The following is a 24,524-nucleotide window of genomic DNA, read 5'->3' as shown; positions in this document are numbered from 1 at the left end:
CCACGGAACTCACGTGAGATCTACTCGAGAACGCCTGATGTCGTGTCGGATCAGGACTCCGATACGCGTCATACCGCCGCGTCGCGGGCGCGTCTGGATCTGTCGATGACCGCGGGGCTCCTAAGGGCCACCGATCAGGTCGTAGCCCCAGACCTTGTTGCCCTTGCGAACCCAAAGCACAGTTGGAGTTCCGTTGAAACCCGCAGGCGTGTAGATCGTCCCTCCGCCCGAGGTGGTGCCTCGCCTCACCCAGTCGGTCGGCTGCTTATCGAGATCACCGCGCCTGTAGTCGCGACCGTCTACCGTCAGGCGGTCCGGGGAAACGGACGGGACCAGAGCCCACTGGCCGTCTTGGTGATGAATGTGCACCGCCTGTACGAGACCGCCCAGGGCAAGCAGGACGACCAAGGCGAGTGCTGCGCGACGCCAGCGAGGATGCCGGACTGGGCTTCGTCGGATCAGGCCGCCCGTGTTCAGGGTGTCCACCGTCGCACTCTATGTGCTAGAGCGGCCCGCGTCCGGATCTGCCGAGATCCGCGGTGCGGAGGCTCGTCCAACGCGAGGTCATGCTTCAAGTCGTGCAAGGGTTTCGAGGATTCGTTCGCGTACTTGCTCGATCACGGCAAGGTCGCGGGCTGGTTCAGGGGTTGTCGTGTCTGCCCAGGTCTCTACCAGTGTTTGTGCTGCTTCCACTCCGCGCAGCTCGCCCTCGGCGTGGCCTTCGGTGAGGAGGAGGGTGGCAGCGATGATGTGTAGCCGGCCAGGAAAGGGTCCTTGGTTGGCGAGGTAGCCGTCGGTCAGGGCGAGTGCCTGGCGGTAGTTCTCGATGATTTGTTGGCGCCTGATCTCAAGCTGTCGCTGGAGAGATTCCAGGCTTCCCTGGTCCGAGAAAACCAGGCGGAGGCCGATCTCGGAGGAGATGCGGGTGGTCTCGACGTCGGTGCTTAGCCATTTCCTGAACACGGCGCGACCGGTTTCGGTGGCCGCCCAGCGCTTAGATGCTCGGCTCCCGGGCGCGGGCGGCAGGGTCTCGACAAGCCCGGCCTCGGCGAGCTTCTTGGGCTGACCCAGGAGGAGGCTGCGGCTGACCGGCCACAAGAAGCTGAGGGCGCGTTGGATCTGTTCGGCGAGCCCGTAAGCAGTCATGGGAGCGACCGAGAGCAGTCCAAGAACAGAGAGGGCATTGATCGACGTCAGCGTCTGTCCGTCAGAAGTTTCTTCAGGTGGGGTCTTGCCAACGTCCTCCATGACAGTCCATTCTACACTGTGAAGCGACAGTCTAAGTTGGACTGTCCGGAGGTGGTCCGATGAGTCTAATTTCAACGTCCTTCGAGGAACTGCAGCGGCGCGAAGCGCTGGCATTCGCACGGTTCGCGACCGTGGTGTCCGAGGTGTCGGACAACGCACGCGTCGGCGATGGGGATTGGACCGTGGCGCAGGTTGCGGCACACGTCTTGACGGTCTTCCGTCGTTACACAGAACGCGACCTGACCTCCGCTGAGGGCTTGAGTCTGACGATGTCGGGGGTCGATGAGCAGAACCGTGTCGAACTCGCTGCCGAGGCGCACCGCTCTCTGGCCGAGGTCCTCGAGGAACTGCGCCACCAGCAGGCTCTGATGCAGGACCTGAAGCTGGACGCTGAAGCAACCTACCCATTCCATTTCGGGGGGCGCATCGACGCGTTCGGTGGCTGGGGGAACATGCTCGGTGAGCTGTTGATGCACGGCTACGACGTTGCTCGGACCGGCGGTCGACCGTGGCCGATCGAGCCGCGGGACGCCCTTCTGGTGTTGAACGCGAACTTCCAGATCATGCCCGGTGTCGTGAGCACGGAGACAACCCAGGACATGGAGGCGTCGTTCGAGTTCCGGGTCAAAGGCGCGCGACCGCACACCCTTCTCGTCAATCACGGGTCCGCGCGGGTCGTCGACAGCAGCCAGGCCGGCGCACCGCCCGACGTGGTGCTGGGCGGACCTGCTCCTGCGTTCCTGCTGAACATCTACGGCCGAATGAGCACCCCGCACGCGGCCTTGCGAGGCGTGCTGATCCGCGGAGGCCGCCGGCCCTGGCTCGGATTGAAGCTCGCATCCATCTTCGACACACCCATGGGTTGACCAAGCGCAGCCCGAACGACCCGCCATCACTACCCCTGGAGGAACCATGAAGATGACCCGTTGGGCAGCGGTCGCCGTGACCGCCCTGTTCGCCCTGATGAACTTCGGTGCTATCGGGGAGACCGACGCACCGACCTGGCTGCGGGTGGGCGCCGGTGTCCTGGCCGTGCTCGGAGCCGTTGCCGCTGTCGGGCTGGCTCTGGACAGGTCCTGGGGACGCACCGCCGTGCTCGCTGTCGGGGCCCTCAACGTGGCCGGCGGGATCGGAGCGATCATCGCCGACGAGCAGGGCGGCGTCATCGGCATCGTCGTGGGTGGGCTCGCGGTCGTGCTGGCCTCCCTGACCCCCCAGACGTCCCTGACTCGGGCGCACGCATGAACGGCAGGCGGAGACCCATGAACACGACGCGTGTCTCCCTCATCATCGCCGCGATCCTCGCGCTGGGTTCCGCCGCGGCGTGCGGCTCGGATTCGGGCTCGGACTCCGAGCCCACGGCATCCCACGGCGTGCAGCTGCCCACCGTTTCCCAGGCTGTCTTCGCCGAGCGCGGCAACGAGGTGTGCCGCTCCAGCAGTGCGGCCATCGGCGACAAGTTCCGCGCTATGAGCACGCCCCCGAAACCGGCCGAGCTGACCGCGGCCTACGACAACATGCTCAAGGAGAGCTACAAGGTCGTCGGCGAGATGCTGGAGATCGGTGCGCCGAAGGGCAAGGAGCGAGAGCTGCTCGACCTGCTCGTCGAGCAGTACAAGATCACCGCCGACGTGGAGAAGCACGGCCAGGAGCCGTTCTTCGCGAATGAGGACAGCGACCCGTGGGCCGGGGTCACGACCAAGTTCGCGAACGACTTCGGGCTGACCGACTGCCACCACGACGGCTAACCGCCCTAGGGAGCGACCATGAACCTCAGCACGACCACCTCCACCTCCGACCCGGGCCACCACGTCCCGCCCGACGTCCCGATGCCCCTGCTGGCCCGGCTGAAAGCGTTCAAGGAGTTTCACACCGGCATCGAGCGGATCCGCGACGCCGGGGGGCCGGTGACGATGGTCCGCCTGGGCCCCTCCCGTCTCGTGCCCACCTTCGCGATCGTGACCAGCCCCCAAGGCGCGCACGACGTCCTCGCCGCCTCAGACGCGTTGGACAAGGAGATGGTGATCCAGGTCGAGAACCGGATCTTCGGCGACAACCTCTTCAACATGAACCACGCCGCCTGGCTCAGCCGCAAACGTGCCCTGCAGCCGGTGTTCACCAAGAAGCACGTCGCCGCGTACGCCGCCGGCATGGCCGCCGCCGCCGACCGTACGGCCGGCCGGCTGGTGGACGCTGGCGAGGTGGACCTCGACGGCGAGATGCGCCGGCTCGCGCTCGGGGTGATCACCAGCTCGGTGTTCGGCCTCGACGCAGGCGACCAGGCCCGTGAGCTGGCACCGGCGATCCTGCGGATGCTGGAGTGGAACACCAAGCGGGGACTGCGCCCGGTTCGAGCGCCCATCTGGCTGCCCACACCGGCGCGCAGCCGTCTGCGGCGCGCGGTCGCACAGGTGGACGCCTACATCGACGACGCCATCGACGCGACGAGCGACCCCGACCATCCCGCCGACCTGATCCGTCAACTCCAGCAGGCCCTCGACCCGACCACGGGGCGGCCGCTGACCCGTGAGCAGATCCGCAGCGAGCTCTACGTGTTCTTCCTCGCCGGCCACGACACCACCGCCACCACCCTCACCTACGCCTTGTGGGCGCTGGGCCGCGACCAGGACCTCCAGGCCCGCGTCGCCGCCGAGGTCACGGCCCTCGGAGACCGTGAGCTGACCGTCGCTGACGTCGAGCGCCTGCCCCTCACGATCAAGGTGCTGCACGAATCGATGCGCCTGTGCCCACCGGCAGCCGCGATCGGTCGCCTCGCCCTGCGGGACGTCACCGTCGACGGGTACCGCATCCCAGCAGGCACCAACGTGATCGTGGGCTGCTACGCGATGCACCGCGACCCGCAGCTGTGGGAGGACCCGCTGCGTTTCGACCCCGAACGCTTCGACCCGGAACGCAGCGCGGGCCGTAGCCGCTGGCAGTACCTCCCGTTCGGAGCCGGGCCTCGCTCCTGCATCGGCGACCACTTCGCGATGCTCGAAGCCACCCTGGGCCTTGCCAGCATCATCAGGACAGCCCTCATCGAGTCCCTCAAGGACGACTTCCCGATGGCCATCCCGTTCACCCTCTGCGCCGCAGAACCGATACCTGCTCGGATCAGCCGCCGCACCGGCGCCCCCGAGAGGAGCCCCCGATGAGAGGCCACCGACTCTGGTCCACCGTGGTGACGTCCACCATCGCAGTCCTCACCCTCGCCACCGGGTGCGGCTCCTCGACCCCGGACCGGGCCGACTCGCCCCCAGCGTCCACGCAGACCACCCGTGCGGCGATCTCCGGCACGTTCACCGCCAACGGCCACGAGCTGTACCTCGAGTGCGTCGGGAGCGGCACCCCGACGATGGTGCTCGAGGTCGGCGAAGCGCGGCTCCATGGCGACCTCGTGAAAATTCAGGACGCCTACAAGCCACGGCTGCGGGTCTGCAGCTACGACCGGGCCGGCAAGGGCGCGAGCGGACCAGCTGCCACCCCACGAAAGGGCGCCGACATCGCCGCCGACCTGCACGACCTGCTGGAGGTGGCGAAGGTACCCGGCCCGTACCTGCTCGTCGGACACTCAGCCGGCGGTCTCATCGCCCAGGCGTACGCCGCCCGGTACCCCGACGACGTCGTCGGCCTCGTGGCGATCAATCCGGTGGCTCCCTGGAAGCCCTGGATCCCGGTGATGGCGAAGATGTCGGCAAAGGACCGTCGCAGCGAGGTCGCGTTCCTCACCGGCAACAACGGTGAGTCGCTCGACTACCGCGACATCGGCCGGCCGGTCGAGGCCGGCTTGGCGAAACAGATCCCGAGCTACGTGCTGGTCTCCTCACCGGCCGAGTGCCCGCCCGACCAAGAGTCATGCCCGACCATGATCCGGCAGTACGACACCGTCGAGCGCCAACTCGCCCACCACTGGGGGGCCGGATTCAAGATCGTCGACGCCTCCCACGACATCCATTTCGACGACCTCGACGCAGTCACAGCGGCCATCGACTACGTACTGGTGCGCACGAATTAGACGCGCGGATCTGCCGCGACAGTGCGCGGATCTGCCGAGAACCGCGCTATGGCCCCAAGGAGATTCAGTCCTATGGGCCGGTAGTCAGGCGATCTGATTCGTACTTTCCCACCGCTGGCGTGCCTGGCCCAAAGAACGGTCAATCGCTGTTCGCCCCGAACATCTCCGCGTCTTCGTCAGTCACGGAAGCGCCACACGTAGGAACCGGGGTCGGTAGCGGCGTGGGTCGTTCTGAACTACCCGAAAGTCGGTGTTGTTGACGCTGTAGCTGACGACGACCGTGCCCGGTTCAGGCAACAGATCGGGGTGGGCGAGCGGCATGTAGCGCAACGTGCCGGAGACGGCATCGGACGGGATATCCGCGGAGGGCGGAGCCTCCACAAACGGGCCGGTGGGCCCGGGCGCGCTCCAGATGGTGAGGTGCCTTCCGAGTACCTCGTTCTTCTTGCTGAGTGCGTACCAGGTCCCGCCGACCCGGAACACGCTCAAGGTCTGGGACACGCCGCCCTGGTGGCCGATGAGCTCGACCGCCGAGGAACTGTTCCTGGACCAGGCCTGACCGTTCCAGTATGTCCACGTTCGAGGTTCGCCGACCGTGTCCGGCTTTGTACGTGCAACTCGGAGGGCGAACCCGCTCAAGCCTGCGTTGGCCGGCCGCGAGGTCCCGTACAGGTACACCCATCCGTGGTCGACAACGGCCGCAGCCCCCCACATCGGCGTGCTCGTGTCTACCCGGTCTGCCCCGATGTCGCGTACCGACTGCAGCTCCGGAACGCCACCACGCGGAACCTCGAACCGGGCGACCGCCGGGCCCAGCACCTCGAAGTCGAAGACGTCGGTCCCGCCGGTCATCCGGACTCGCTGGAGCCCGACGCCGACGATGTCGTAGCCGGGGCGTTCGATGCGCGCGATCGACATCGGCCAGTACCCGACTCCGTCACTCCGGTCCGGGACCAGTGCTCCGCGGGCGCGTGGCAGGACGACCCGACCGCACCCTGCGGAGAAGACGAGCATCGAGTTGTGCACGAACCGTTGCCCCTTGAAGTTCGCGGACCGGAGCGTGTCACCGAAGACGAACAACCGGCGCGCGTCCTGGAGTTCGACACTGGCGCCGACGTCGCCGCCTGCGAATCCGTCGTCCCCGCGGACCTTCGCAACGAACCGGTTCAGGGCCTCCACGGAGTCCAGTGCTCCCGTGCGGATGCAGGTTCCGAGGGTCGCGGTTGGTTCCGGCAGTGGTACGACGCGGCGCTCAGGGGGCTCGTCGAGCAGCACCACCACCCCCGCGGCAGCCACGATGAAAACGACCGTGACGGGTAGGACTCGCCAGGGAGAACACTTCACGGACTGACTCGACCTACTTCCGTCCGGGATCCTGACCTCGCTTGGGTGCGCGAAGAGCCGCGCCGGCTGCGGCGACCACAAGGATCGCGCATATCACCAGGATCGAGGCGGACAGCCCGTCGATGAACGCGGTCTGGACGGCGTGAGCGAGACCGGCTGACTCCGGACCTCCCAGCTGTTCGGCAACGTGCAGTCCGGCGGCGGGAGAGTCCTCCACTGCTCCGCGCACAGCAGCGGGTAGTTGGCTCAGGTCGGACAGCTTGTCCGCGTAGACACGCCCGAAGACCGAGCCCATGATGGCGATGCCGACGGCAGACCCCACCTCGCGGGTGGCGTCGTTGACCGCAGACGCCACTCCTTGCTGGCCCGTCGAGAGGGATCCGACGATTGCGCTTGTTCCGGTCGAGCTGCAGAGGCCTATTCCGAGGCCGGCAACGATGATCCCGCCGAGGAACGGGAGGTAGCCGGAGTCGACGTCCAGGCGGGCCACCCAGAACAGGCCCCCGGCGAGAAGGACGAGGCCCCCGGACATGACGACGTTGGTGCCGAGGCGTTCGACGAGCCAGGGTGTGACCCGGGCGGTCGGCATGACGACGAGGGCGACCGGCACTAGGGCTATTGCTGCCTTCAGCGGGCTGTATCCGAGAAGCAGTTGTAGGTATTGGAGGCCCACGAAGAAGAAACCGAACACAGCCATGAACTGGACCAGGACGGTGATAGCGCCGCTCCGGAACCCGGGTATGCCGAACAGCCGGGGGTCGAGGAGAGGTTCGTCGTTGCGGGCGCCGAGGAAGGCGTAGCCGGCGAAGCCCAGCAGGGCGATGACGCCGGTGACGACGACGGCCGGTTCGGTCCAGCCCTTGTCGTTGCCTTCGATGATGGCGTAGACCAACGTGCCGATGGCGACCGAAGAAAGAAGAGCGCCGGCGAAGTCCGGTCGGCCCTGGTCTTCGTCGCGGGTGTTGGGCGCCCAGACCAGGGCTGCCAGTCCCGCGATGACGGCGACGACTGCGGAGGCCACGAAGATAGACCGCCAGGTCCACTGCTCGAGCAGCGAGCCGGCCGCCAGCATGCCGATGATGGCGCCAGCCGCAGCGAAGCCTGACCAGACAGCGACACCGCGTGCGCGTTGCTCGGCGGGAAACGCCGCGGTGATGGTCGACAGGGTGCCGGGCATGATCATGGCGGCGCCGAGCCCCATCACAACGCGCCAGACGATGAGTTCACCGCTGCTGTCCGCGAACGAAGCGATCAGTGACGCGACGCCGAACACGACGGTGCCGACGATCAGGATGTTGCGTCTTCCCCACCGGTCGCCGAGTGCGCCGAGCGGCAGTACCAACGCCGCGAGCGCGACGGTATAGCCGTCAGCGATCCACGTCAGGGCAGCGTTCGAGGCGCCCAGGTCGATGGCGACATCGGGGAGAGCCAGGTTTAGCGCCGAGACTGAGGCGACCACCAGCACCAGGGACAGGCACATCGCCAGCAGAGTCAGGTTGGTGGACCTGGCCTGACTTGGTGAGTTCTTCATGGACACGGGTCTGCTCCATTCTTCGATGTCGAACTGACCTCAGTTGACGGGAAGCGCGGCCACAGGGCAGGAGGCCACGGCCACCCTTCCACTGAATTCCGGTGGTGCTCCGGGGCGCTTGCTGCGAGTCGTCGGATGCTGATGTTGATGAGCACGCTGCTGAACGCCGCCCAGACGCACCACAGCGACACCAAAGCAGACTGCGCCAGCCAGACCAGCAGTGCCACCACGACCAGGTTCGTCCCGCCAAACAACTGCATAGCCCGCACTCGTGAGAGCAGGGCAGGGGCGCAAGCAGCGATCACGTACAGCCCGAGCGGTAGCGGGTTGAGCGGTACGTCGACGTTGTAGGCGATGCGGTGGCCCTGAATCTGCGGATCCCATCCGCGTGCCATGCCGACGATGTCGAACATCGCTGCGCAGACACCGGCCGCTATGAAGAGGCGACCCAACGCCGGAGGAGCGCCGACGCCAGTTGCCTGAACCGCGATAGGGACGACGATGGGTACGACGAGGAGCGCTATCGCGACGTAGACCCATGAGGCCGTGTCGCCGCACGACTGCGAAACGTGACCTTGAAGGCGCCACCACACGAACGTCTCGACGAGCTGGTGCGTGCCGAAAAGCAACGGCAGCGCAGCGAACGGCACCAACTCCTTGCGGTCTGCGCGGCGCAGAGCGTCAATGCCGACCAACGTGATCACCGTGCCGGCCGCCAGGTCCATCTCAGGGGAGAAGCACACCCGAGGACTCTTTTCTGTTGCTGTGGGGCATACGACTCAGGACGTGAGTCAAGGTTCCGGCGGCGAGAACCGTACGGTCGGGGCGAACGAGAGCGGCCTGCGTCCGACCGAGCCAGCCAGCGAGCTCGGGCGAGACGTCTGCATCGACGACAATGACCTCGAGAGCACTCACGCGGCGGGCGGCCTCGACAGCGAGCGAGCCGCGGACCACGAGCGCATATCTGTGCTCGACGACGCGGTCGAACCGATCACCGAGGCCGAGGTCCGGGTTCGGACAGAGCGTGCCTGCGAGTCCCTTGCCGAACCGCTTCCGGTTGTTCAGGGCAGACTTCGTGAGCACCGGTGTGGCGCTGTCGAGGACCCGTCGGCGCAGACCGGGCAGGTGTACGACGAGAGGCAGAAGAGCACAGCGCAAGCGGTCCCCGGCCGCCCCTCCGCCAGTCATGGAACGGCCGACGGTCATGGCAAGTCGAATCATGGCTCGGGCGTGGGGCCGCCGCTCGACTTCGTAGCTGTCCAGAACCCTGGCAGGCAGGGTGTTGCGGATGACCCCGGCTGCCTTCCAGGACAGATTCACCGCGTCGCGGATGCCGGCGCCCATGCCCTGCCCGATGAAGGGCGGGGTGAGGTGGGCAGCATCGCCGAGGATGAAGACATCTCCGCTGCGCCACTTGTCGGCCAACTGGGCACGAAACGTGTACTCGGCCAACCGAACCACCTCGAAGCCACTGAGGTCGGTCTCCCAAGGCGCCAGGAGCGGAGCGAGCGCGTCGAGGGTCTCGAAAGTGGCGGTGTTCTCCCCGTCGAGGAGCTCAAACTCCCATCGATGTCTGGTCTCTCCGATGCGCATGTAGGTCGCGGCTCGCTTGCTGTCGCAGACCTGATGGACGCCGCCCCAATGGCCGAGGTCTCGGTCGGTGGCGATGTCGACAACGAGCCACCGTTGTTCACCGAATCCGAGCTGCTGCATCGACGAGCCGATGGCCTGGCGCGTCAGGCTGTTCGCTCCGTCGCAACCGAAGACGAAACGGGGCCGTGCCACATGGCTGTGTTGGGTGTCCAGGTCCACGTACTCGACCTCCGGTCCGGATCCTGTCTCCGGGCGGACGGCAGTCACTTCGACGTTGCCTCGGAAGGTCACTAGCTCGAGCTCGTGCATCCGGTTTCGCAGGATCGTCTCGAGGTCGGGCTGGTCGAACATGTTGGCCTGGGGATAGCCGTTTGAGGTTTGAGGGTCGGTTCGGTCGAACTGAGCCAGTGTCTGGTGAGACGGCGAGAGGAGCCGGAGCCCGGCGCCGGGGATCGAGACTGCCTCGAACTCCTTCGCGACCCCGAGGTTGCCCAGGACGCGGTAGATCTCGTCGTCGAGGTGGACGGCGCGTGGTTGCGGGAACACATCGCGCCACCGGTCCAGGATGAGGGTGCGTACTCCGGCTTGAGCCAACAGGATTGCGGCGGTGACGCCAGTGGGGCCAGCGCCGATGATGACGACGTCTGGGTGCGGTGTCGTGTTGTCGATGTTCATCGGGCAACTCCTAGGGCGACGAGGTAACAGACTGTGCCGGTGGCGAAGAGCGCAGCTGGTGCGAGCTCGGCCGGGCCGTCGCCCTGCCGGATGTGTACAAGAGCTGCGCCGGCCAGCAGGGCGAGCAGACCGGTGGCGGAGGCGTACCCGACAGGGGTGTACGCGAGTCCGGCGAGGACACCCGCTGCACCGATGAGTTCCGCGCCTCCGATGAGCTGGTAGCGCTCGACGCGGAAGCCGACGTGCTGCGCACGGGCGCGCATGAGCCGGGTCTTCATGACTTTGGCCGTTCCGAGAGCAGCGAAGCCGGAAGCCACGCCCGCCGCGGTGATGATGGTGAGATCCATGTCAGTCCGCTCAGCCGATGATTGGACGACGGGAGGCGACGAGTTCGTCCATCCGCCTCTGCATTGACGCTTGGACGTGCTCGGCGAGCGCTTCCGGGGTGTCCGCGCTGGTCGGGTCGACCGGCGCTAGGACAGCGGTGCTGAGCTTGCTCGGCAGCGGGATGTAGGGGACGAGGCCCGTGACCCCGAAGCTGATGCCCCACGGGATGGAAACGCTGATCGGGAGGGCCTTGATACGAAGGGCCTTGTCGAGACCGAAGCGACTCGCGAGATCGGTGCCGTCGCTGTGGACATAGAGCGACTCCCCGGCGCCGGCGGTCACGACCGGAACCATCGGGACGTTCAGCCTGCGCGCCAGGCTCGCGAAGCCGCTGCGCCCGGCGAACGTGACGGTGTTGCGGTCCTTGAACGCCTTGCCCGCGTCGATGTCACCTCCGGGGAACACCACGATGTGGTGCCCCTCGGCAATGGCCTGTTCGGCAGCCGCGCGGGTGGCCTTGCGTCCGCCGCCGATCTCCACGAGCTTGCCGATGCCGAGAGTCCAGGCGATCTGGTGGACAAGGAACGTGACTGGTCGGTCCTGCCCCGTCTTGCGCAACGCAGCGGCGAAGGCCATGACGTTGAGGTCGACGATGCCGCCGAACCCGTGGTTGCACACGAACATGACTGGCTCGTCCGGGATGCGCGCGTCGATCGTGACGTCGAGCCGGTGGTAGCGCTCGAGGTACTCGGTGGCGACGACGTCCCAGACACCTTTTGCCGCCCGGAGGAAGTCCTCTGTCTCGTTCATGACTCGACGACCTCGCTGGCGATCGCGTACTCGTCCAAGCGCTTGCGGACCTCAACCGGGTCGGCATCCGGAGCCGTGTGCACCGTGATGTGCACCGACCCGTCGACGACACTTCCGTCGACTGCGGTGATACCCGCCGATTCTCGGAGCGCGTCCTCGATGGCTCTGATCGCCGCATCGGCGCGCAGGGCGAGCTTGTACGGCTTGCCGACGTCGGTGACGGGCAGCGCATCGACGATGGTCACGGTTTTCGGCTTCGCCGCTGGTTCGAGGTCGGAGACCGCGATGAACGCTTCCAGTTCGGTCTCGGTGGCTTCGATGCCGGCCGTCAGGGTCACGTAGGCGACCGGGATCTCACCCGCGCGTGGATCTGGGCGCCCGACTGCCGCGGCGTCGGCGACCGCCGGGTGCAGGAGGAGCGCATCCTCGATGGCAGCGGGCTCGATGTTGTGTCCGCCACGGATGATGAGGTCCTTGGCGCGTCCGGTGAGGTAGACGAATCCGTCTTCGATACGGGCCAGGTCACCCGTATCGAGCCATCCGTCGCGCACCTTGTCCAGGTAGTCGAGAACAAACCCGTCCGGGTCGTGGCCGGTCACGTACCCGGCGAAGACCGTCGGACCTCCGATGAGAAGCGTGCCGACACCGCCGGCTGGTACGTCGACCCAAGAGCCGTCCGCAGCCACGTCGACTACGCGCATCGGCTGGTACGGCAGGCGCTTGCCGACCGAACCGGGTCGCGGGTCAGAGACGAACGATCGGGCACTGGCGCAGGTGCCCTCGGTCAAGCCGTATCCCTCGAGGAGCGGGACGCCGGTGTGCTCTTCGAATGCCGTGCGAACTGCGGCTGGGAGCGCGGACGCGCCGACGACCGCGACCCTCATCGACGAGATGTCGGCGTCGACCGGGCACGCGGCCATGACGGCGTAAACGGTCGGGACGGCGCTCATCGTGGCTACGGAGAAGTGCTCGATGATCTTCCAGATCTCGCTGTACAGCGACGGGTCGCGGAACCCGAGCGGGCCGGCCCAGACGACTCGCTGTCCCTTGAGCATCGGGGCGAGCATCGTGACGTGGAGCGCGTTGACGTGGAAGAGAGGCAGGGCAGCGAAGATCGTTGCCTGTTCGTCGCCGTCGGTGGTGGAGTCGGCGGCGATGAGCCAGGCGTCCGTGACCTGGTTGGCGTGGGAATGAGCCGCAAGCTTCGGAATCCCTGTGGTCCCGCCGGTGTGAAAGACGGCCGCGACGTCACCCGACCGGTGCGGGTCCTCGAACCCGGGTGCTTCGGTCTGTGCGGCTTCGAACAGGTACTCCGTGGCGACGCGGTCCAGTCTCGCGTCCTTCGCTCGGGTGCCTTCCGTGGGGTCGAGCAGGTACAGGTTGTGCGCGAGTCCGTTGGCGGCGAGCTCGACGACTTTCGCCCAGATGGCCTCATCCAGGTCCGGGGAGGCGACGATGAGGTGCGTGACGCCGCTGCGTTCGATGAGCGTTGCCAGATGCTCGCTGGTGAGCCCGCCGTTGAGCGGCACCGCGATCCCCGCGGCCTGCGCCCCGAGCATGGCCGGGACGAGCTGGAGACAGTTCGGCGCGATGATGCCTACCGGTGTGGTCGGAGTGACACCTCGCCGTACGAGAGCTTTGGCGACCCGATCGGTCATCGTCAGCAGGTCGTCGTAGGTGGCATTGACAACTTCGGACCACCGAGCAGCCTCGGGCATAACGGTGACCGCGATCCGGTCGGGCCAAGCTTCTGCCGCCCGCTTGAGCACTTGGTAGGTGGTCGCGGGCAGATCGCGCTCGGCCAGCGGGACACTCTCGATGCGTTCGACGTCGCTGGGTGCAGCGAACGTCGGCCACTCGTTGACGCCCTTGGCCGCTGTGGCCTCTGAAGTGCCCGTGGTCACTGCGGGGCCTTGGAGGCGTAACGGACGGTGGTGCGCTGCCGACCGAGATCGAGCTTGCCGTCCTCGGTGGCGATGTGGACCTCGACGAAGTCACCGTCCGCGAGGTAATTGGGGTTCTTCGCCTGCGCCTTGAAGAAGGCCTTCCACTTGGTGGCTGCCGGCAGCAGAGCACCGATGATCTCGACAGGCTTGGGCGGGGCCTTGAGAGCGGTGCCTCCGGGCGTGCCTGTGAGGACGAGGTCACCGGCGACCAGCGGCTGGAACTGCGCGAGGCCCTGAAGAGCCTCGAGCGGCTTGTAGAGCATGTCGTCGCCGACAAGGGCGTCCTGGCGGATCTCGTCGTTGACCCAGAGCTTGAGGCGCAGTTCCTCGAAACGTACCCAGTCGCCGGGTTCGAGGACCACCAGACGCGGGCCGGTCGGGGTGAACGTCGGGTAGGACTTGGACTCGAAGAACTGGGTCTTCGGTAGCTGCAGGTCGCGGGCGGAGACGTCGTTGGTGACGACCAGGGCCGCGACGTGATCGGCGATGTTGTCGTTGGTGATGGTGGCCCCGACCGGGATGCCCTTGCCGATGACCAGCCCGATCTCGACCTCGTAGTCAAGGAAGCGGACGTGGGCGGGCTTGATGATGTCCTGAACCGGACCACTGATGGAGTGCGAGGTCTTCCGGAAGAACGTCATGGGGACGGTCTCGGGGTTGAACCCAGAGTCCTTGATGTGGCTGACGAAGTTCGTCATCTGGGCGACGACGCGGCACGGGGCGGTGACCGGGGATTGCAGCTCACTGCTGGGCAGGCCGGTTTCGGCTCCGGCAACGGCGGCGTTGATGGCGTCACGGTCGGCGAGCAGCTCGCCGGTGGTCGTGGCGAGGGTGTCGATGCGGGTGCCCGTTGTTGCGAACTTCTCGACGTACCACCGGTCGTCGGTGCGGATGATGTTGATGCTCATGAGTTGGCCACCTTCAGGAGCCCGCGCAGGCGGGCGATGTCGAATTCGTTGTCGGACTTCCGCAGGGCGGAGAGGATGGAGCGGGCTTCGGCGAGCGATTCCTTGCCTGGCTTGACGCCCAGGAAGTCCGCCGACGCCGGTGGTCCCCACTGGGCGAGGCCCGAGGCGGTCATCGGCGCCCAGCCGGGGTCGAGGGTGTTGTCGAACATGTCGCCGTCGGTGAAGTGCTCGACGAGGAACCCCTTGTCGTCGCGCCAGTAGTCGAAGATCTGGCTTCCCTGGATGTGCCGCCCGATGCCCCAAGACCGGTGGTACCCGGCATCCTTGAGGAACTCCCCGCCTGCAGCCAGTGCGTCGAGGTCGGCGACCTGGTAGGCCGAGTGCACGTACCGGGTGCTCGGACCGAGGGTCATCGCGAGGGTGTGGTGGTCGGCGGGCTCGCTGCCACGGTCGCACCGGATGAAGCTCATGGTCGGGCCCTTGGCGCGCTGCCCGTCGTAGTACAGGAAGTCGCTGACGATGAGACCAAGATGCTCCAGGTACCAGTTGAGTGCTTCCTGGTAGCGGGTGGACTGGAGCACGACGTGGCCAAGGCGTTCGACCTTGGCCGGCTCGCGCAGCGGACGCTGGGTGGCGTTCTCGCGGACGACGTGCCCACCGAAGTTGTGGACCAGCGGGGTTTGGCGCGGCAGCGCCGGGAGTTGGTGGCAGCCGGTGACGACCCGGACCCGAGCACCGCTGGGGTCGAGGGTGTCGACGGTAAGACCGCCGAGGTTCTCCGGCAGCGAGGTCAGGGCCACGCCGAGGTAGTCGGCGAGTCGCAGCAGGTCGGAGTCATCGGCTGCGAGGAACGCAGGTCCGGTGAACCGCGACTTGGCTCCGCGGCGGATGATGACCGCCGGACTGCCGGGCAGCGTGCCGCGCAGGTGCAGCTCGTTGGCGTCCTTGTAGCTGGTAGCGAAGCCGAACGCGTGACCGAAGATCTCCGCGCCCTCGAGGTCGGGCTTTTCGAATTCCAGCCACGCCAGGTCGCGCACCTTGATGACCGGGTTGGTAGCCCGCCCCAGGTGTTCGCCGGGCAGTGCCCCCTGCTCACTGTGCAGGTCGTTGTGCGTGTGGTGAGTGCTCATGTCTGCCTCGTTCGCTTGTACTTGACGAAATCCTCACCTACGAGGAAGGTGTCAGTCAAGTCTCTCTGACGAATTCGTCAAAACTGGCGGAGACTTGTTACGCTTTGCGTCCTATGAGGAGGAAGTTCGATGTCTGAAGCAGTTGCAGCAGCGGCCCGCAAACGTGGCGAGCGTCGGAAGGCGCAGACTCGTGCGTCGCTGATTCGGGCGGCCCAGCAACTTCTGGCCGAGGACCGCACGAGCGTCCCGATCTTGGAGATCACCGAGCTCGCCGATGTCGGTATGGGCTCGTTCTACAACCACTTCGAGACCAAGGAAGAGCTCTTCCAGGCGGCGGTGGAGTCGGCCTTGGACTTACAGGGCGCAGTTCTGGACGCATGGACTGAAGACATCGAGGACCCGGCCGAAGTGTTCGCTCGGAGCTTTCGCCTGACCGGACGCATCCACCGGGTCGAGCCCCAGCTCAGCAGGGTCATCATCTCGCGCGGCATGTCCATGATCTCGTCGGAGCACGGGCTAGGCCCGCGGGCTCTGCGCGACATCACGCGCGGCTGCGAGTCCGGCAGATTCACCATCGCTGACCCCTACCCTGCGCTACTGATCGCAGCTGGCGCGGCGCTAGCGTTGGGCCAGGCCATCCACGACCACCCTGAACGCGACGACGCGCAACTGGCAGACCAGGTCGCCGAGGACATCTTGCGGATGTTCGGTGTGCCGCCCGGGGAAGCCGCTGCCATCTGCCGGTCGCCGCTGCCGAGCGTGGTCGACCTCCTGGAGCAGGCCCTTCCGAACCTGCCGCACGTGCCCCAGCCTGACTCCGCCTGAGCCGGCGTGGCTCCCGCACCCCAACAGAAGAGGGCACACAGCCGCGCTGCATAGGGGCGTGCCGAGCGCGGCTACTCGCATTGGCTAGACGCGCGCCCATCTTCGTCCTACTCTTGTGCGCACTCTTACCTGACGAATCCGTCAGACAAGCCGAAATCATCATGGTGGGTTCGCATGTTCCAGAATCGCTCCGTACTGCCACTCCCGTCGGGCCGTGGCGTGATCACCGCACGCACGAAGCAGCAACTGCTCGTCTTCGCCCTCATCGGACTGTTGGGCATCTCCTACGTCGGCGCCCACTACGCCCGACTGGACCGCTTGTTCTTCGACTCCACCTACGAGGTCACCGCGCACTTCGACCAGTCCGGCGGCATCTTCGTCGGTTCTGAGGTTGCGTACCGAGGTGTCCAGGTCGGCAAGGTCACCGACATGCGCCTGACTCGTTCGGGCGTCGACGTCATCCTCGAGATCGACCACGGCCACGACGTACCCGCCGACACCCTCGCGGTCGTCGCGAACAAGTCGGCGGTCGGCGAGCAGTATCTCGACCTGGAACCGCGACGAGACGGCAGACCGTACTTGCGAGACGGGTCGGCCATCGACATCAAGGACACCCGCGTCCCGGTTTCGACGACCGAACTACTGACCAACACCGACCAGCTGGTCACCTCCTTGCCGCAGGAAGACCTGCGCACTGCCATCACCGAAATGGGCGACGCCTTCGCGGGCACCGGACCGGACCTGGCGCGCATCATCGACACCAGCAACCAATTCATCCAGACCGCCAACGACAACTTCGACGTCACGACCGCCCTTATCCGCGACTCGAACGTCGCACTGCGCACCCAAGCACTCAAGGGTTCAGCCATCCGGAACTTCTCCCGAGACCTAGCCCTGTTCTCCGGCACCCTGGCCGACAACAACGACGCGCTCATCAAGCTCATCGACAACGGATCCGCGACCGCAACCCAACTCCGAACCTTCCTTGAGCAGAACGGTGTCGACCTCGGCGGCCTCATCAACAACTTGGTGACGACCGGAGAGGTGGTCGAGAAGCACCTCCCGGGGGTACGCCAGATCCTCGTCCTCTACCCGTACGCGGTCGCGGAGGGCTTCACCATCGCCGAGAAGGGCCCAGACGGGTACTACCAGCGCTCTGGTCTCGTGCTCAACGCATTACCACCGGTATGTCACGCCGGTTACGACCCCAAGGAGCGTCGCTCCCCCACCGACCGATCCGAGCGCCCAATGGACGCCGACGCTCACTGTTCTGAACCCGCCACGAAGTCGAACCCGCGAGGTTCACAGAACGCGCCGCGACCAGCGGCCAACGCGAACGATGCAGGTCCAACGGTGGCCGCCTACGATCCCGTGACCGGTCGCGTCACCTGGTCGGACCGAGAAACGACACCACAGCCTGGCGTACCCGATCAAAGCGACGGCCTCGCCGCCCTGCTGTTCGGCCCGCTCTACTCGTAGCGCCTGCTGGGTGGGCGAAGCGCGGATCTGCCGCGATGCGTGCGTCATTCCGCCGCCTGCGCGTCGAAGCTCAAACCGGGATCAATCCCACCTGGTACCCAGATCGCCCCACTGCGCCCGGGTGCGAGGCCTAACGTGATCCTGTGTTTGTGCGTTCTGGCGCTCTCGCGCTCGCGGGCCTTCTCCTGGTGTCGTGCTCGACCGGATCTCCAAACCGGGAATCCCGAACCGCGGCACTTGCCGCGCCTGCAACGCCAGACGCCGGCACCTTCGACCCCGACTTTGGTCGCGAAGCGCCCTGCCGAGCAGCTGATGGCTTGGCCGAACAGAACGCCGACCTATTGGCAGGCATCAAGTCGGGTGGCGACAATCCTGCTCTTGCGCTTCAGAGTTACGCCGCTGACCTGGCGCGGATTGCGAACGATCAGGGGTCAGAGCCGCTTCCAGGCGCGACGAAAGCCGGCGGACTGATACGAGACCTGGCGTCAGAAACCGATGACCTCGCCATCGTCTTCCTCGGCGCGCAGACCGCTGGATTCAGCCATCAGTATGTCCAAGCGCAAATGGACAAATGGGCTGTCTCGTCACGTGCACTCTCGACCTACTGCCACGGCGCCGCAGCGCCGTCAGCATCACCAACTTCAACGGCTGGCTCCGGTGGCGGAATGCGTTCTCTCATTGAGGAGGGACGGGGGCTGCCAATGAGTATCAAATTGCGGCCCGTCGCGTGGCGTGAGGTCGCAACACTCCAGGCGCTGCTTACCTACCTTGGCTTCGGCGAACTAGAGCCCGACGGTCATTTCGGCCCTGCTACAGAGGCGAGTGTTAAGGCGTTTCAAGGGACGTACGCGCTGGAGCCTGACGGAGTAGTCGGACCCAACACGCTCCAGACCCTTCTGAACCTTGGTAACGACGAGGCCCCCGAAACAGCTCCCAATTCCAATCCGATGCCCATATACGGCGGATCGCTCTGTGCGGATGGATGGCTGTCGCGCTCGACAGGATCAGGAACCTGCTCGTGGCACGGCGGGGTTCGCTAGGAGGTGTCGCGAGCCCTGATTCCCGTCAGCCCGAGCGATTCGGGAACGTAATGAGGCCTCACCAACCGCCGAAGAGCCCACTGGCTGTGCTGTGCCGTTCCACCGCCTACGACGTATGTGGCCGCGGCGCCGCCCTACCGAACGTTTCCCGATGAGTTGATGCCCGGACGACCTGACCCTGACTGCGAGTCCTAGGAGGACCTTGCAGCCAGTTCGCCGATAAGTGCGATCAAATCTTCACGCTTCTTCACGAACACTGACGGTTCGAAGATGACCGCGTTGGAATTGCTCCCGGCCGGGTTACCCCCGGCGACCAGGCTGATCTTTTGGCAGAATTCGAGAATGGCCGGCTCAATGCTTGGGTGATTCTTCAACGTGCTCGGGTCGACGCCGAACGTTACGTGCTTGGCCCACGTCCACTGGTCGCCCTCTAGGAAGACCCAACCGACCGAGATGGGCTCTTGCTGGTCTGGTGACTTCAACCTGATGGATGCCCCCTTCGAGCCCCACTCCATCGTCAGACCCAGCGCTTTTACCGATGCGAACAGCTCATTCATTGCCTCGTGGTAGTCAAGGTCTGCGATCGCAGCCAAGAACGCCGCCTCTGACGCCTTCGCAGCGGGGCTAGACCCGGCACCTCCTCGAACCTCGGGTTTGTGGACCACTTGCGCGGCATACGCCGTCAGTCCCGCGCCGTCGAGCCGGACTACCTCGACGAGGAAGTACCGCCCGGCCTGAGTGGTCTCGTTCAGGTAACTGACCGAGACCTTCATCGGGTCGACGAAGCGCTGGGCGGCGACTACAAAGTGGAAGTCGCCCTTCTTGATGACCTGGTCGAGTCGATCGGTGAGCACCTCCCATTCCTCGGGATTAAGTGCCCACGCCTTGGTGGCTGCGGCCTGTAGGCCGTCACAGGACGCGTAGGTCGGCTCGACCCACTTGCTGCTTAGGTAGCGATGAACGACACCCTGGTCGAACGCAGTCCACCCGCCCAGCTTCCAAATATCCGAGCCGTAGTCGATGACTTGAGCGAGTGCGTGCCTGAAGTCAGGGTTCTTCGGCCCCGTCTTGAACTCGATGATGACGAGTTCCCCCGACCTCGACAGGCAGAGCAGGTCGATAGCGCCGGATGCAAGCTGGGTCTCTCGGCCGACAACGAGCAGGTCTCCGGAAAGACCTAGGTCCTCTGCCGGGATCAGCTGGGGATGCGCGCGAAGCGTTTCCTGAAGCTCGTGTTCGTCTGCCGCAGGGACCTCGACGAAATCGATAGGCCCGGCGGAGCCTCCCTTAACCAGGATCTTGCGCGGCACTCACCACAGTCTGCCAGGACGGGCCGAGTCGCTTCGCCCTTTACGGTTCAGGTCCGCTGACAGTGTGCGAGAGCGTTTGCCGGGTAGCGAGCATGCGTCACTCCGCCGCGAGTCGGCGTCGTCAGCTAGCGGCCAGTTCTGGGTGGCTTGCTGGCGAGTTCAATCTGCAGTTCGTGGACTTGCTCCTCGAGTGTCAGCACTCGCTCGATACCCGCGATGTTCAACCCAGCATCAAGCAGCGTCCTGATGCGCGTAAGCCGTTCGACGTCGACTTCGCTGTAGCGACGCGTCCCGCCCTCGGTGCGCTGTGGCTCGAGCAGGCCGCTGCGTTCGTACGCGCGCAAGTTCTGCACCGTGGTCCCGGACAACTCTGCCGCCACAGAGATGGCAAAAACCGCCCGGTCTCGATCCAACACAGCCCACCACCTCCTCTTGCCTCTTACTCCGTCTCTTGCTATATAAAACCTATATCGGCCAGCACAGATCTGGCTACCCGTGAGACAAGGAGGATTCGTCATGTTGCTGCGTACCGCAGACCCGTTCCGTGAGTTCGACCGACTCAGCCAGCAGCTCGCCGGCACGACCAATCGTCCAGCCGTGATGCCGATGGATGCTTGGCGCGAAGGCGACGCCTTCGTGCTCGAGTTCGACCTCCCCGGCATCGCCAAGGAGAGCATCGACCTGGACATCGAACGCAACGTCTTGACCGTCCGAGCCGAGCGTGTCGTGCGCAACGGCGACTGGGAGATGCTGGCCACCGAACGGCCCCGGGGGTTGTTCAGCCGGCAACTGGTCCTGGGTGACAACCTGGATCTGGAGCACATCGACGCCGCGTACGCCGACGGTGTCCTGCGGCTGACCATCCCGGTGGCGGAGAAGGCCAAGCCGCGCAAGATCGAGGTCCGCAGCACCGCTGCACCCGAGACCGCTGCCATCACTACTTGAGCCGAGCCGAAGCCCAAGACTCGGGCTGCCCAGAGCCAAGTGGCTCTGGGCAGCCCTGCACGACGTTTACCCAGCCTCCCGCCTGAACGTCGATTCCGGCACCTTCGAGAATCCCCAAGGAGGACCGATGCTGCGCGCGGGAGACGCCCGAGAACTTTCCACCCTGCTCCGAATCAGTAGCGAGCTCGACATCCTCGGCGATGTCACCGCGACTGTCGACAACCCCTCTGAGCTCCTCGCCTGGGCCAGAACCTTGGACCAACCCGCCGTCCTGGCCTGGCGGGCAAAAGACTCCGGTCATCGCTTTGTCCAAGTCGCCTCCGAGCACCACAAGGCACCGGTTCGCGGTCTTGTCACCGCCGTACTGGAATGCGACCGGCATGCCGATTTCTGGGACGCACTGACGCTCACCGAGCTCGCCAACGGCCAATGCAGCAGGTTGACGCTCGACGACCTCGCCAAAGCCTGGACAGAAATGCCACTCGCACCTCCAACAACCAGTGACGGCGAGTAACCGTCGGCCCGCCGGGGAGGAGATCACGCCCGAACGCGGCGAACAACCTGAGGCGCCGACACGGGCGAGAGTCGCCTCATTCCGCCGCGTCTGCCCGCCTAACGCCAGCCCTGTACGAGCACAACAAACCAAGCAGAAATCACCAGAGCGAGCAGAAACATCCGCGGGCCGGCGAAACGGCGGCGCTGCCGGACTACGACTCTGATCGGTCGATCTCGGCTGCTCAAGCCGTCCCGCACCCCGGCTTTGTAGGCGCTTCGGCGCTCCTCGTCCAGGATGCGTTCGTGGTCTTCGCGCCAGAAGAACTCCCCTTGAATCTCCTCCATGGGGTTGTCTGCATCGACGATCACGACCCGCTTGGGTCGAACAGACTCTGACATTGCACCCACCTCCCGAGTCGGCGGAGAGTCTCCAACAACAGTACGCCCATCTACGGACACCTGCCTTGAGCCACTTTCCGCTCAGGCGGGGCGAGCGGTGCAGTCAGCCGTGACGGCGCTTCTGTGCGAGCCGATTTTGAGTCGTCAAGGTCGACCAGTTCCTCCGTGATCTGCGCGGGTGTGAACGGGAGCGCCTCGGCGAGCCGTGCGACCTGTCGCGCTACCTGCTCTTTCGGCATCCGGCGGACATCGGTCAGAACCTCACGTAGCAGGCAGACCGTTGCTTCAGCTCCAACCTGGTCTGATCTCCACGAACGGAAGTGCTGGTCGACCACCTCGTCGGCGGCGGGCCTTGCCCTCTTGATTGATTGGCCGAGCACGGTCGGGCCAAGCGCTGCCAACGCGCCCGCGGGATCAAGGCGCGAGGGTAGATGCGCCGCAAGGACGTCGGTGGTGCCAGCGAGGTGGTGAAACGCGCATGCAATCGCACGTCCGCCAGCGGCGTCCGGGTCGAACGCAAGAACGACGTCCTTCGCTCCCAGCTGGCTGATCGTGCTGGCGTGCTCGGCAGTCAGGGCGGTCCCGCAGACCGCCAGAGCAGCAGTCTCGCCTCCCGTGGCCAAGTCCGCGGCGATTGCATCGAACGGTCCCTCGGTCACTACGACCCGCTCGGGTACGGCCGTCGAAAGTTCGGACAAGCCGAATAGGGCGGTCCCCTTGTTGAAGATCTCTGTCCGCCTCGTGTTGAGGTACTTCGGAGACGAGCCCGGAGCGTTGGGCGCCTTTCGCGCGATGAACGCGATCACGTGACCGGCCGCATCTCTTACGGGCAGCGTGACGCGGTCTCGAAACGTGTCGTACATCTGTCCCTTCGCGCCAGTTGAAAGGAGACCCGAGGCCAACATGACGTCATCGGAGTACCCCAGACCAGCCAGGTGGTTTCGTAGCCCAACCCAGGTTCCTGGCGCATAGCCCGCGGCCCATTTCGATTCTTCAACGAGAAACCCGAAGCCCCTTTCGATCAGGTAAAGGCGCGGACCGGGTTCGACTCTGCCGAGAAGGTGACGCCTGAAGAAGGCGGCGGCGTCCTCGTTGGCCGCAATGAGCTGACGCTGGAACGAGTTGTAGGCGGGCTTAGACATGCGAGCGGCCAAGCCCATGATCACGACCAGCTTCCAGGTTCATCGTTGGCACGCCAGCAGGTCGAGTCGGCACGGTTCGAGTCGCGGTCAGCACCGCGCTACCCACTCGGAGTGACGCTTGCTCCGCAGCGAGGAATCGACCAACTAGTTCTCGTCCCTGGCTTGAGGTGATCGGCCTCCAGGCATCACGGGTTGCGAGCGCATCGCGCTGGACAGTGACCAGATCTCGCGACGCGGCAAGCCGTTCAACGGTGTGGGCTGCGTCGCGTGCCAGGGCTGGCAGAGCAAGGACCAAGGCGCTGTGTTCAGAGCGTGCGAGCTCTGAAGTCAGAAGGTCGTTCGCGGCTGCCTGGTAGACAGCTGGTGCGCGCGTCACGCCACGAACCTTGGTGGTTAGGCCGCTCCGTGCGTCTGTCCATGCGTCCTGAGCAAGCTGGATGAGGTCAAGTGCGTGCGCGCGGCGAAGTCGTGCAAGTCCCGTCTCTGCCGACTGGCTAGCGGTCCTTTCAGCGGCCTGCGCCAGGATGCGGCTGCTCACCAGAGTGAGGTCGCGCAGGCTTGCTGGACTGGCCTGTGCCTGAGCCAGGGCTTGGCGGTGGGAGATTTCCCGCAAGACGCGGAGTGCCGCCAACGACGACTCGAAACTGTTGGTTCCGAACTCGATTGCCGGTGAGTACGCGGTCAGCAGATCGTCGAGCCGCGGGCCGTCGCCATTGATCACATGGCGCAGTTCCCACAGGGTCGAGCGTCCGGAGAGCCCCGCGCCGCGGTTTGCCCTTCGGATGCGGGTGAAGACCTGGGGCGGGATGGGCTTGGGGCTCACATGCTTCTGCGCGAGAGAGGCGCGGTGGATCAGCGAGTCGGACGAGGCGACCGCCGCGAGAACGAAGGCCGTGACGTCAGCGCAGCTACCGGCCGCAGCGGGGCCGAGTACGAGTCGTTTCGCCTCGGCTGTGACCGGCACCATTACGCCGTCGAAGTGGCTCGCGACAAGGTCGTGAGCGGCACCAAGAGTGTCAGCGGCTCTGTGCCAGTGGCCGGCTCCGCCCAGGTGACGCTCTCGCCGGGGTAGCCGGACGTCGTTCTCCCAGTGCTGACCAACCGGGATGCCGGCGATATCAAGCAGCGCGTGGATGTGGCGAGTTGCAGTGACCAGGAACCGTTCGTAGCCATCCAACTCGAGCCTCACGGTTGCGACGTCCAGGCCTCGCGTCGACGCGGTCTGGTCGGCATCGCTTGCTGCTTGCTTCGAGGCGGACAGCAGGTCGCCGTACGTAGCAGCCCGGGTTCGAGCCGAAGAAGAATGCGCATTTGGGCGCGCCAGGACAGGCTGCAACATCGCACCTCCCGAGAACGGTGCAG

At 65.6% G+C, this 24,524-nt stretch carries 26 protein-coding genes; 10 read left to right on the top strand and 16 right to left on the bottom strand.

The window, feature by feature from the left end; genetic code table 11:
- Positions 1–120: 120 nt before the first annotated feature.
- On the bottom strand, positions 121–486 hold the full coding sequence (locus tag EFL95_RS19290) for a hypothetical protein (protein WP_148045082.1): 366 nt from the start codon (positions 484–486) through the stop codon (positions 121–123).
- 78 nt (positions 487–564) lie between these two features.
- A complete protein-coding gene (locus tag EFL95_RS16370) occupies positions 565–1,248 on the bottom strand; it encodes a PadR family transcriptional regulator (protein WP_123235170.1) in 684 nt (227 codons plus the stop codon).
- 59 nt (positions 1,249–1,307) lie between these two features.
- On the opposite strand from EFL95_RS16370, the gene EFL95_RS16365 reads away from it, so the two are divergent.
- Genes EFL95_RS16365 through EFL95_RS16345 form a run of 5 tightly spaced genes read left to right on the top strand, consistent with a single transcriptional unit; the run spans position 1,308 to position 5,263 of the window.
- The gene (locus tag EFL95_RS16365; RefSeq protein ID WP_123235169.1) at positions 1,308–2,114 is read left to right on the top strand and encodes a maleylpyruvate isomerase family mycothiol-dependent enzyme; all 807 of its coding nucleotides are present in this window, start codon (positions 1,308–1,310) and stop codon (positions 2,112–2,114) included.
- 46 nt (positions 2,115–2,160) lie between these two features.
- Entirely contained in the window at positions 2,161–2,493 is a 333-nt protein-coding gene (locus tag EFL95_RS16360) for a hypothetical protein (protein WP_123235168.1), read from the top strand.
- Positions 2,494–2,510: 17 nt separating this feature from the next.
- Positions 2,511–2,996, top strand: a complete 486-nt coding sequence (locus EFL95_RS16355; protein WP_123235167.1) for a hypothetical protein — start codon at positions 2,511–2,513, stop codon at positions 2,994–2,996.
- 18 nt (positions 2,997–3,014) lie between these two features.
- Complete coding sequence (locus EFL95_RS16350; RefSeq protein WP_221176477.1) at positions 3,015–4,403, top strand: cytochrome P450; 1,389 nt, start codon at positions 3,015–3,017, stop codon at positions 4,401–4,403.
- The gene (locus EFL95_RS16345) at positions 4,400–5,263 is read left to right on the top strand and encodes an alpha/beta fold hydrolase (protein WP_123235166.1); all 864 of its coding nucleotides are present in this window, start codon (positions 4,400–4,402) and stop codon (positions 5,261–5,263) included. Before EFL95_RS16350 ends, EFL95_RS16345 begins: the two co-directional genes overlap by 4 nt.
- Positions 5,264–5,443: 180 nt before the next feature.
- On the opposite strand, the gene EFL95_RS16340 is transcribed toward EFL95_RS16345, so the two are convergent.
- The 9 genes from EFL95_RS16340 to EFL95_RS16300 are packed head-to-tail and all read right to left on the bottom strand — an operon-like array spanning position 5,444 to position 15,527.
- The gene (locus EFL95_RS16340; RefSeq protein ID WP_221176476.1) at positions 5,444–6,688 is read right to left on the bottom strand and encodes a DUF4185 domain-containing protein; all 1,245 of its coding nucleotides are present in this window, start codon (positions 6,686–6,688) and stop codon (positions 5,444–5,446) included.
- Positions 6,621–8,138 carry an MFS transporter gene (locus tag EFL95_RS16335; RefSeq protein WP_123235393.1) on the bottom strand — a complete coding sequence of 506 codons (1,518 nt, stop codon included), beginning with the start codon at positions 8,136–8,138 and terminating at the stop codon, positions 6,621–6,623. Before EFL95_RS16335 ends, EFL95_RS16340 begins: the two co-directional genes overlap by 68 nt.
- Positions 8,135–8,881 carry a DUF6629 family protein gene (locus EFL95_RS16330; protein WP_148045080.1) on the bottom strand — a complete coding sequence of 249 codons (747 nt, stop codon included), beginning with the start codon at positions 8,879–8,881 and terminating at the stop codon, positions 8,135–8,137. Before EFL95_RS16330 ends, EFL95_RS16335 begins: the two co-directional genes overlap by 4 nt.
- Positions 8,865–10,406, bottom strand: a complete 1,542-nt coding sequence (mhpA, locus tag EFL95_RS16325) for a bifunctional 3-(3-hydroxy-phenyl)propionate/3-hydroxycinnamic acid hydroxylase MhpA (protein WP_123235163.1) — start codon at positions 10,404–10,406, stop codon at positions 8,865–8,867. The genes EFL95_RS16330 and mhpA overlap by 17 nt, the downstream gene beginning before the upstream one ends.
- On the bottom strand, positions 10,403–10,753 hold the full coding sequence (locus EFL95_RS16320; RefSeq protein WP_123235162.1) for a DoxX family protein: 351 nt from the start codon (positions 10,751–10,753) through the stop codon (positions 10,403–10,405). Before EFL95_RS16320 ends, mhpA begins: the two co-directional genes overlap by 4 nt.
- A 10-nt stretch (positions 10,754–10,763) precedes the next feature.
- A complete protein-coding gene (locus EFL95_RS16315) occupies positions 10,764–11,543 on the bottom strand; it encodes a 1-acyl-sn-glycerol-3-phosphate acyltransferase (protein WP_123235161.1) in 780 nt (259 codons plus the stop codon).
- Complete coding sequence (locus tag EFL95_RS16310; RefSeq protein WP_123235160.1) at positions 11,540–13,447, bottom strand: acyl-CoA synthetase; 1,908 nt, start codon at positions 13,445–13,447, stop codon at positions 11,540–11,542. Before EFL95_RS16310 ends, EFL95_RS16315 begins: the two co-directional genes overlap by 4 nt.
- Positions 13,444–14,397 (bottom strand): fumarylacetoacetate hydrolase family protein, encoded by a 954-nt coding sequence (locus EFL95_RS16305; protein ID WP_123235159.1) that lies wholly within the window; start codon positions 14,395–14,397, stop codon positions 13,444–13,446. The genes EFL95_RS16310 and EFL95_RS16305 overlap by 4 nt, the downstream gene beginning before the upstream one ends.
- Complete coding sequence (locus EFL95_RS16300; RefSeq protein WP_123235158.1) at positions 14,394–15,527, bottom strand: VOC family protein; 1,134 nt, start codon at positions 15,525–15,527, stop codon at positions 14,394–14,396. Before EFL95_RS16300 ends, EFL95_RS16305 begins: the two co-directional genes overlap by 4 nt.
- A gap of 129 nt (positions 15,528–15,656) precedes the next feature.
- On the opposite strand from EFL95_RS16300, the gene EFL95_RS16295 reads away from it, so the two are divergent.
- From EFL95_RS16295 to EFL95_RS16285, 3 genes are all read left to right on the top strand, one after another.
- On the top strand, positions 15,657–16,352 hold the full coding sequence (locus tag EFL95_RS16295) for a TetR/AcrR family transcriptional regulator (RefSeq protein WP_123235157.1): 696 nt from the start codon (positions 15,657–15,659) through the stop codon (positions 16,350–16,352).
- 219 nt (positions 16,353–16,571) lie between these two features.
- Positions 16,572–17,831 (top strand): MCE family protein, encoded by a 1,260-nt coding sequence (locus tag EFL95_RS16290; protein ID WP_183407224.1) that lies wholly within the window; start codon positions 16,572–16,574, stop codon positions 17,829–17,831.
- A 317-nt stretch (positions 17,832–18,148) separates the two neighbouring features.
- Positions 18,149–18,871, top strand: coding sequence for a peptidoglycan-binding domain-containing protein (locus EFL95_RS16285; protein WP_221176474.1), 723 nt, complete (start codon positions 18,149–18,151; stop codon positions 18,869–18,871).
- 191 nt (positions 18,872–19,062) lie between these two features.
- On the opposite strand, the gene EFL95_RS16280 is transcribed toward EFL95_RS16285, so the two are convergent.
- Both EFL95_RS16280 and EFL95_RS16275 read right to left on the bottom strand, forming a co-directional pair.
- Complete coding sequence (locus EFL95_RS16280) at positions 19,063–20,181, bottom strand: PDDEXK family nuclease (RefSeq protein WP_123235154.1); 1,119 nt, start codon at positions 20,179–20,181, stop codon at positions 19,063–19,065.
- A 125-nt stretch (positions 20,182–20,306) separates the two neighbouring features.
- Entirely contained in the window at positions 20,307–20,597 is a 291-nt protein-coding gene (locus EFL95_RS16275) for a MerR family transcriptional regulator (protein ID WP_246005006.1), read from the bottom strand.
- Positions 20,598–20,697: 100 nt separating this feature from the next.
- On the opposite strand from EFL95_RS16275, the gene EFL95_RS16270 reads away from it, so the two are divergent.
- The gene (locus EFL95_RS16270; RefSeq protein WP_123235152.1) at positions 20,698–21,126 is read left to right on the top strand and encodes an Hsp20/alpha crystallin family protein; all 429 of its coding nucleotides are present in this window, start codon (positions 20,698–20,700) and stop codon (positions 21,124–21,126) included.
- A gap of 127 nt (positions 21,127–21,253) precedes the next feature.
- The gene (locus tag EFL95_RS16265) at positions 21,254–21,640 is read left to right on the top strand and encodes a hypothetical protein (RefSeq protein WP_123235151.1); all 387 of its coding nucleotides are present in this window, start codon (positions 21,254–21,256) and stop codon (positions 21,638–21,640) included.
- 98 nt (positions 21,641–21,738) lie between these two features.
- Here EFL95_RS16265 and EFL95_RS16260 read toward each other — a convergent pair whose 3' ends face one another.
- The 3 genes from EFL95_RS16260 to EFL95_RS19285 are packed head-to-tail and all read right to left on the bottom strand — an operon-like array spanning position 21,739 to position 24,501.
- Positions 21,739–22,020 (bottom strand): hypothetical protein, encoded by a 282-nt coding sequence (locus EFL95_RS16260; RefSeq protein WP_148045079.1) that lies wholly within the window; start codon positions 22,018–22,020, stop codon positions 21,739–21,741.
- 50 nt (positions 22,021–22,070) lie between these two features.
- Complete coding sequence (locus EFL95_RS16255) at positions 22,071–23,162, bottom strand: DNA primase (protein WP_183407223.1); 1,092 nt, start codon at positions 23,160–23,162, stop codon at positions 22,071–22,073.
- A complete protein-coding gene (locus tag EFL95_RS19285) occupies positions 23,155–24,501 on the bottom strand; it encodes a hypothetical protein (protein WP_148045078.1) in 1,347 nt (448 codons plus the stop codon). Before EFL95_RS19285 ends, EFL95_RS16255 begins: the two co-directional genes overlap by 8 nt.
- Positions 24,502–24,524: the final 23 nt, after the last annotated feature.

This window comes from Nocardioides marmorisolisilvae, from assembly GCF_003725775.1.
GTDB lineage: Bacteria > Actinomycetota > Actinomycetes > Propionibacteriales > Nocardioidaceae > Marmoricola > Marmoricola marmorisolisilvae.
The sequence above is the reverse complement of the archived record's forward strand: the minus strand, read 5'-3'. Positions and strand labels throughout refer to the sequence as shown.

Coding starts and splice junctions, on each gene's coding strand:
- EFL95_RS16265 (WP_123235151.1), top strand. CDS start 21,254: ATGCTGCGCGCGGGAGACGCCCGAGAACTTTCCACCCTGCTCCGAATC.
- EFL95_RS16305 (WP_123235159.1), bottom strand. CDS start 14,397: ATGAGCATCAACATCATCCGCACCGACGACCGGTGGTACGTCGAGAAG.
- EFL95_RS16260 (WP_148045079.1), bottom strand. CDS start 22,020: ATGTCAGAGTCTGTTCGACCCAAGCGGGTCGTGATCGTCGATGCAGAC.
- EFL95_RS16350 (WP_221176477.1), top strand. CDS start 3,015: ATGAACCTCAGCACGACCACCTCCACCTCCGACCCGGGCCACCACGTC.
- EFL95_RS16365 (WP_123235169.1), top strand. CDS start 1,308: ATGAGTCTAATTTCAACGTCCTTCGAGGAACTGCAGCGGCGCGAAGCG.
- EFL95_RS16370 (WP_123235170.1), bottom strand. CDS start 1,248: ATGGAGGACGTTGGCAAGACCCCACCTGAAGAAACTTCTGACGGACAG.
- EFL95_RS16295 (WP_123235157.1), top strand. CDS start 15,657: ATGTCTGAAGCAGTTGCAGCAGCGGCCCGCAAACGTGGCGAGCGTCGG.
- EFL95_RS16335 (WP_123235393.1), bottom strand. CDS start 8,138: ATGAAGAACTCACCAAGTCAGGCCAGGTCCACCAACCTGACTCTGCTG.
- mhpA (WP_123235163.1), bottom strand. CDS start 10,406: ATGAACATCGACAACACGACACCGCACCCAGACGTCGTCATCATCGGC.
- EFL95_RS19285 (WP_148045078.1), bottom strand. CDS start 24,501: ATGTTGCAGCCTGTCCTGGCGCGCCCAAATGCGCATTCTTCTTCGGCT.
- EFL95_RS16300 (WP_123235158.1), bottom strand. CDS start 15,527: ATGAGCACTCACCACACGCACAACGACCTGCACAGTGAGCAGGGGGCA.
- EFL95_RS16255 (WP_183407223.1), bottom strand. CDS start 23,162: ATGTCTAAGCCCGCCTACAACTCGTTCCAGCGTCAGCTCATTGCGGCC.
- EFL95_RS16270 (WP_123235152.1), top strand. CDS start 20,698: ATGTTGCTGCGTACCGCAGACCCGTTCCGTGAGTTCGACCGACTCAGC.
- EFL95_RS16355 (WP_123235167.1), top strand. CDS start 2,511: ATGAACACGACGCGTGTCTCCCTCATCATCGCCGCGATCCTCGCGCTG.
- EFL95_RS16315 (WP_123235161.1), bottom strand. CDS start 11,543: ATGAACGAGACAGAGGACTTCCTCCGGGCGGCAAAAGGTGTCTGGGAC.
- EFL95_RS16360 (WP_123235168.1), top strand. CDS start 2,161: ATGAAGATGACCCGTTGGGCAGCGGTCGCCGTGACCGCCCTGTTCGCC.
- EFL95_RS16320 (WP_123235162.1), bottom strand. CDS start 10,753: ATGGATCTCACCATCATCACCGCGGCGGGCGTGGCTTCCGGCTTCGCT.
- EFL95_RS16345 (WP_123235166.1), top strand. CDS start 4,400: ATGAGAGGCCACCGACTCTGGTCCACCGTGGTGACGTCCACCATCGCA.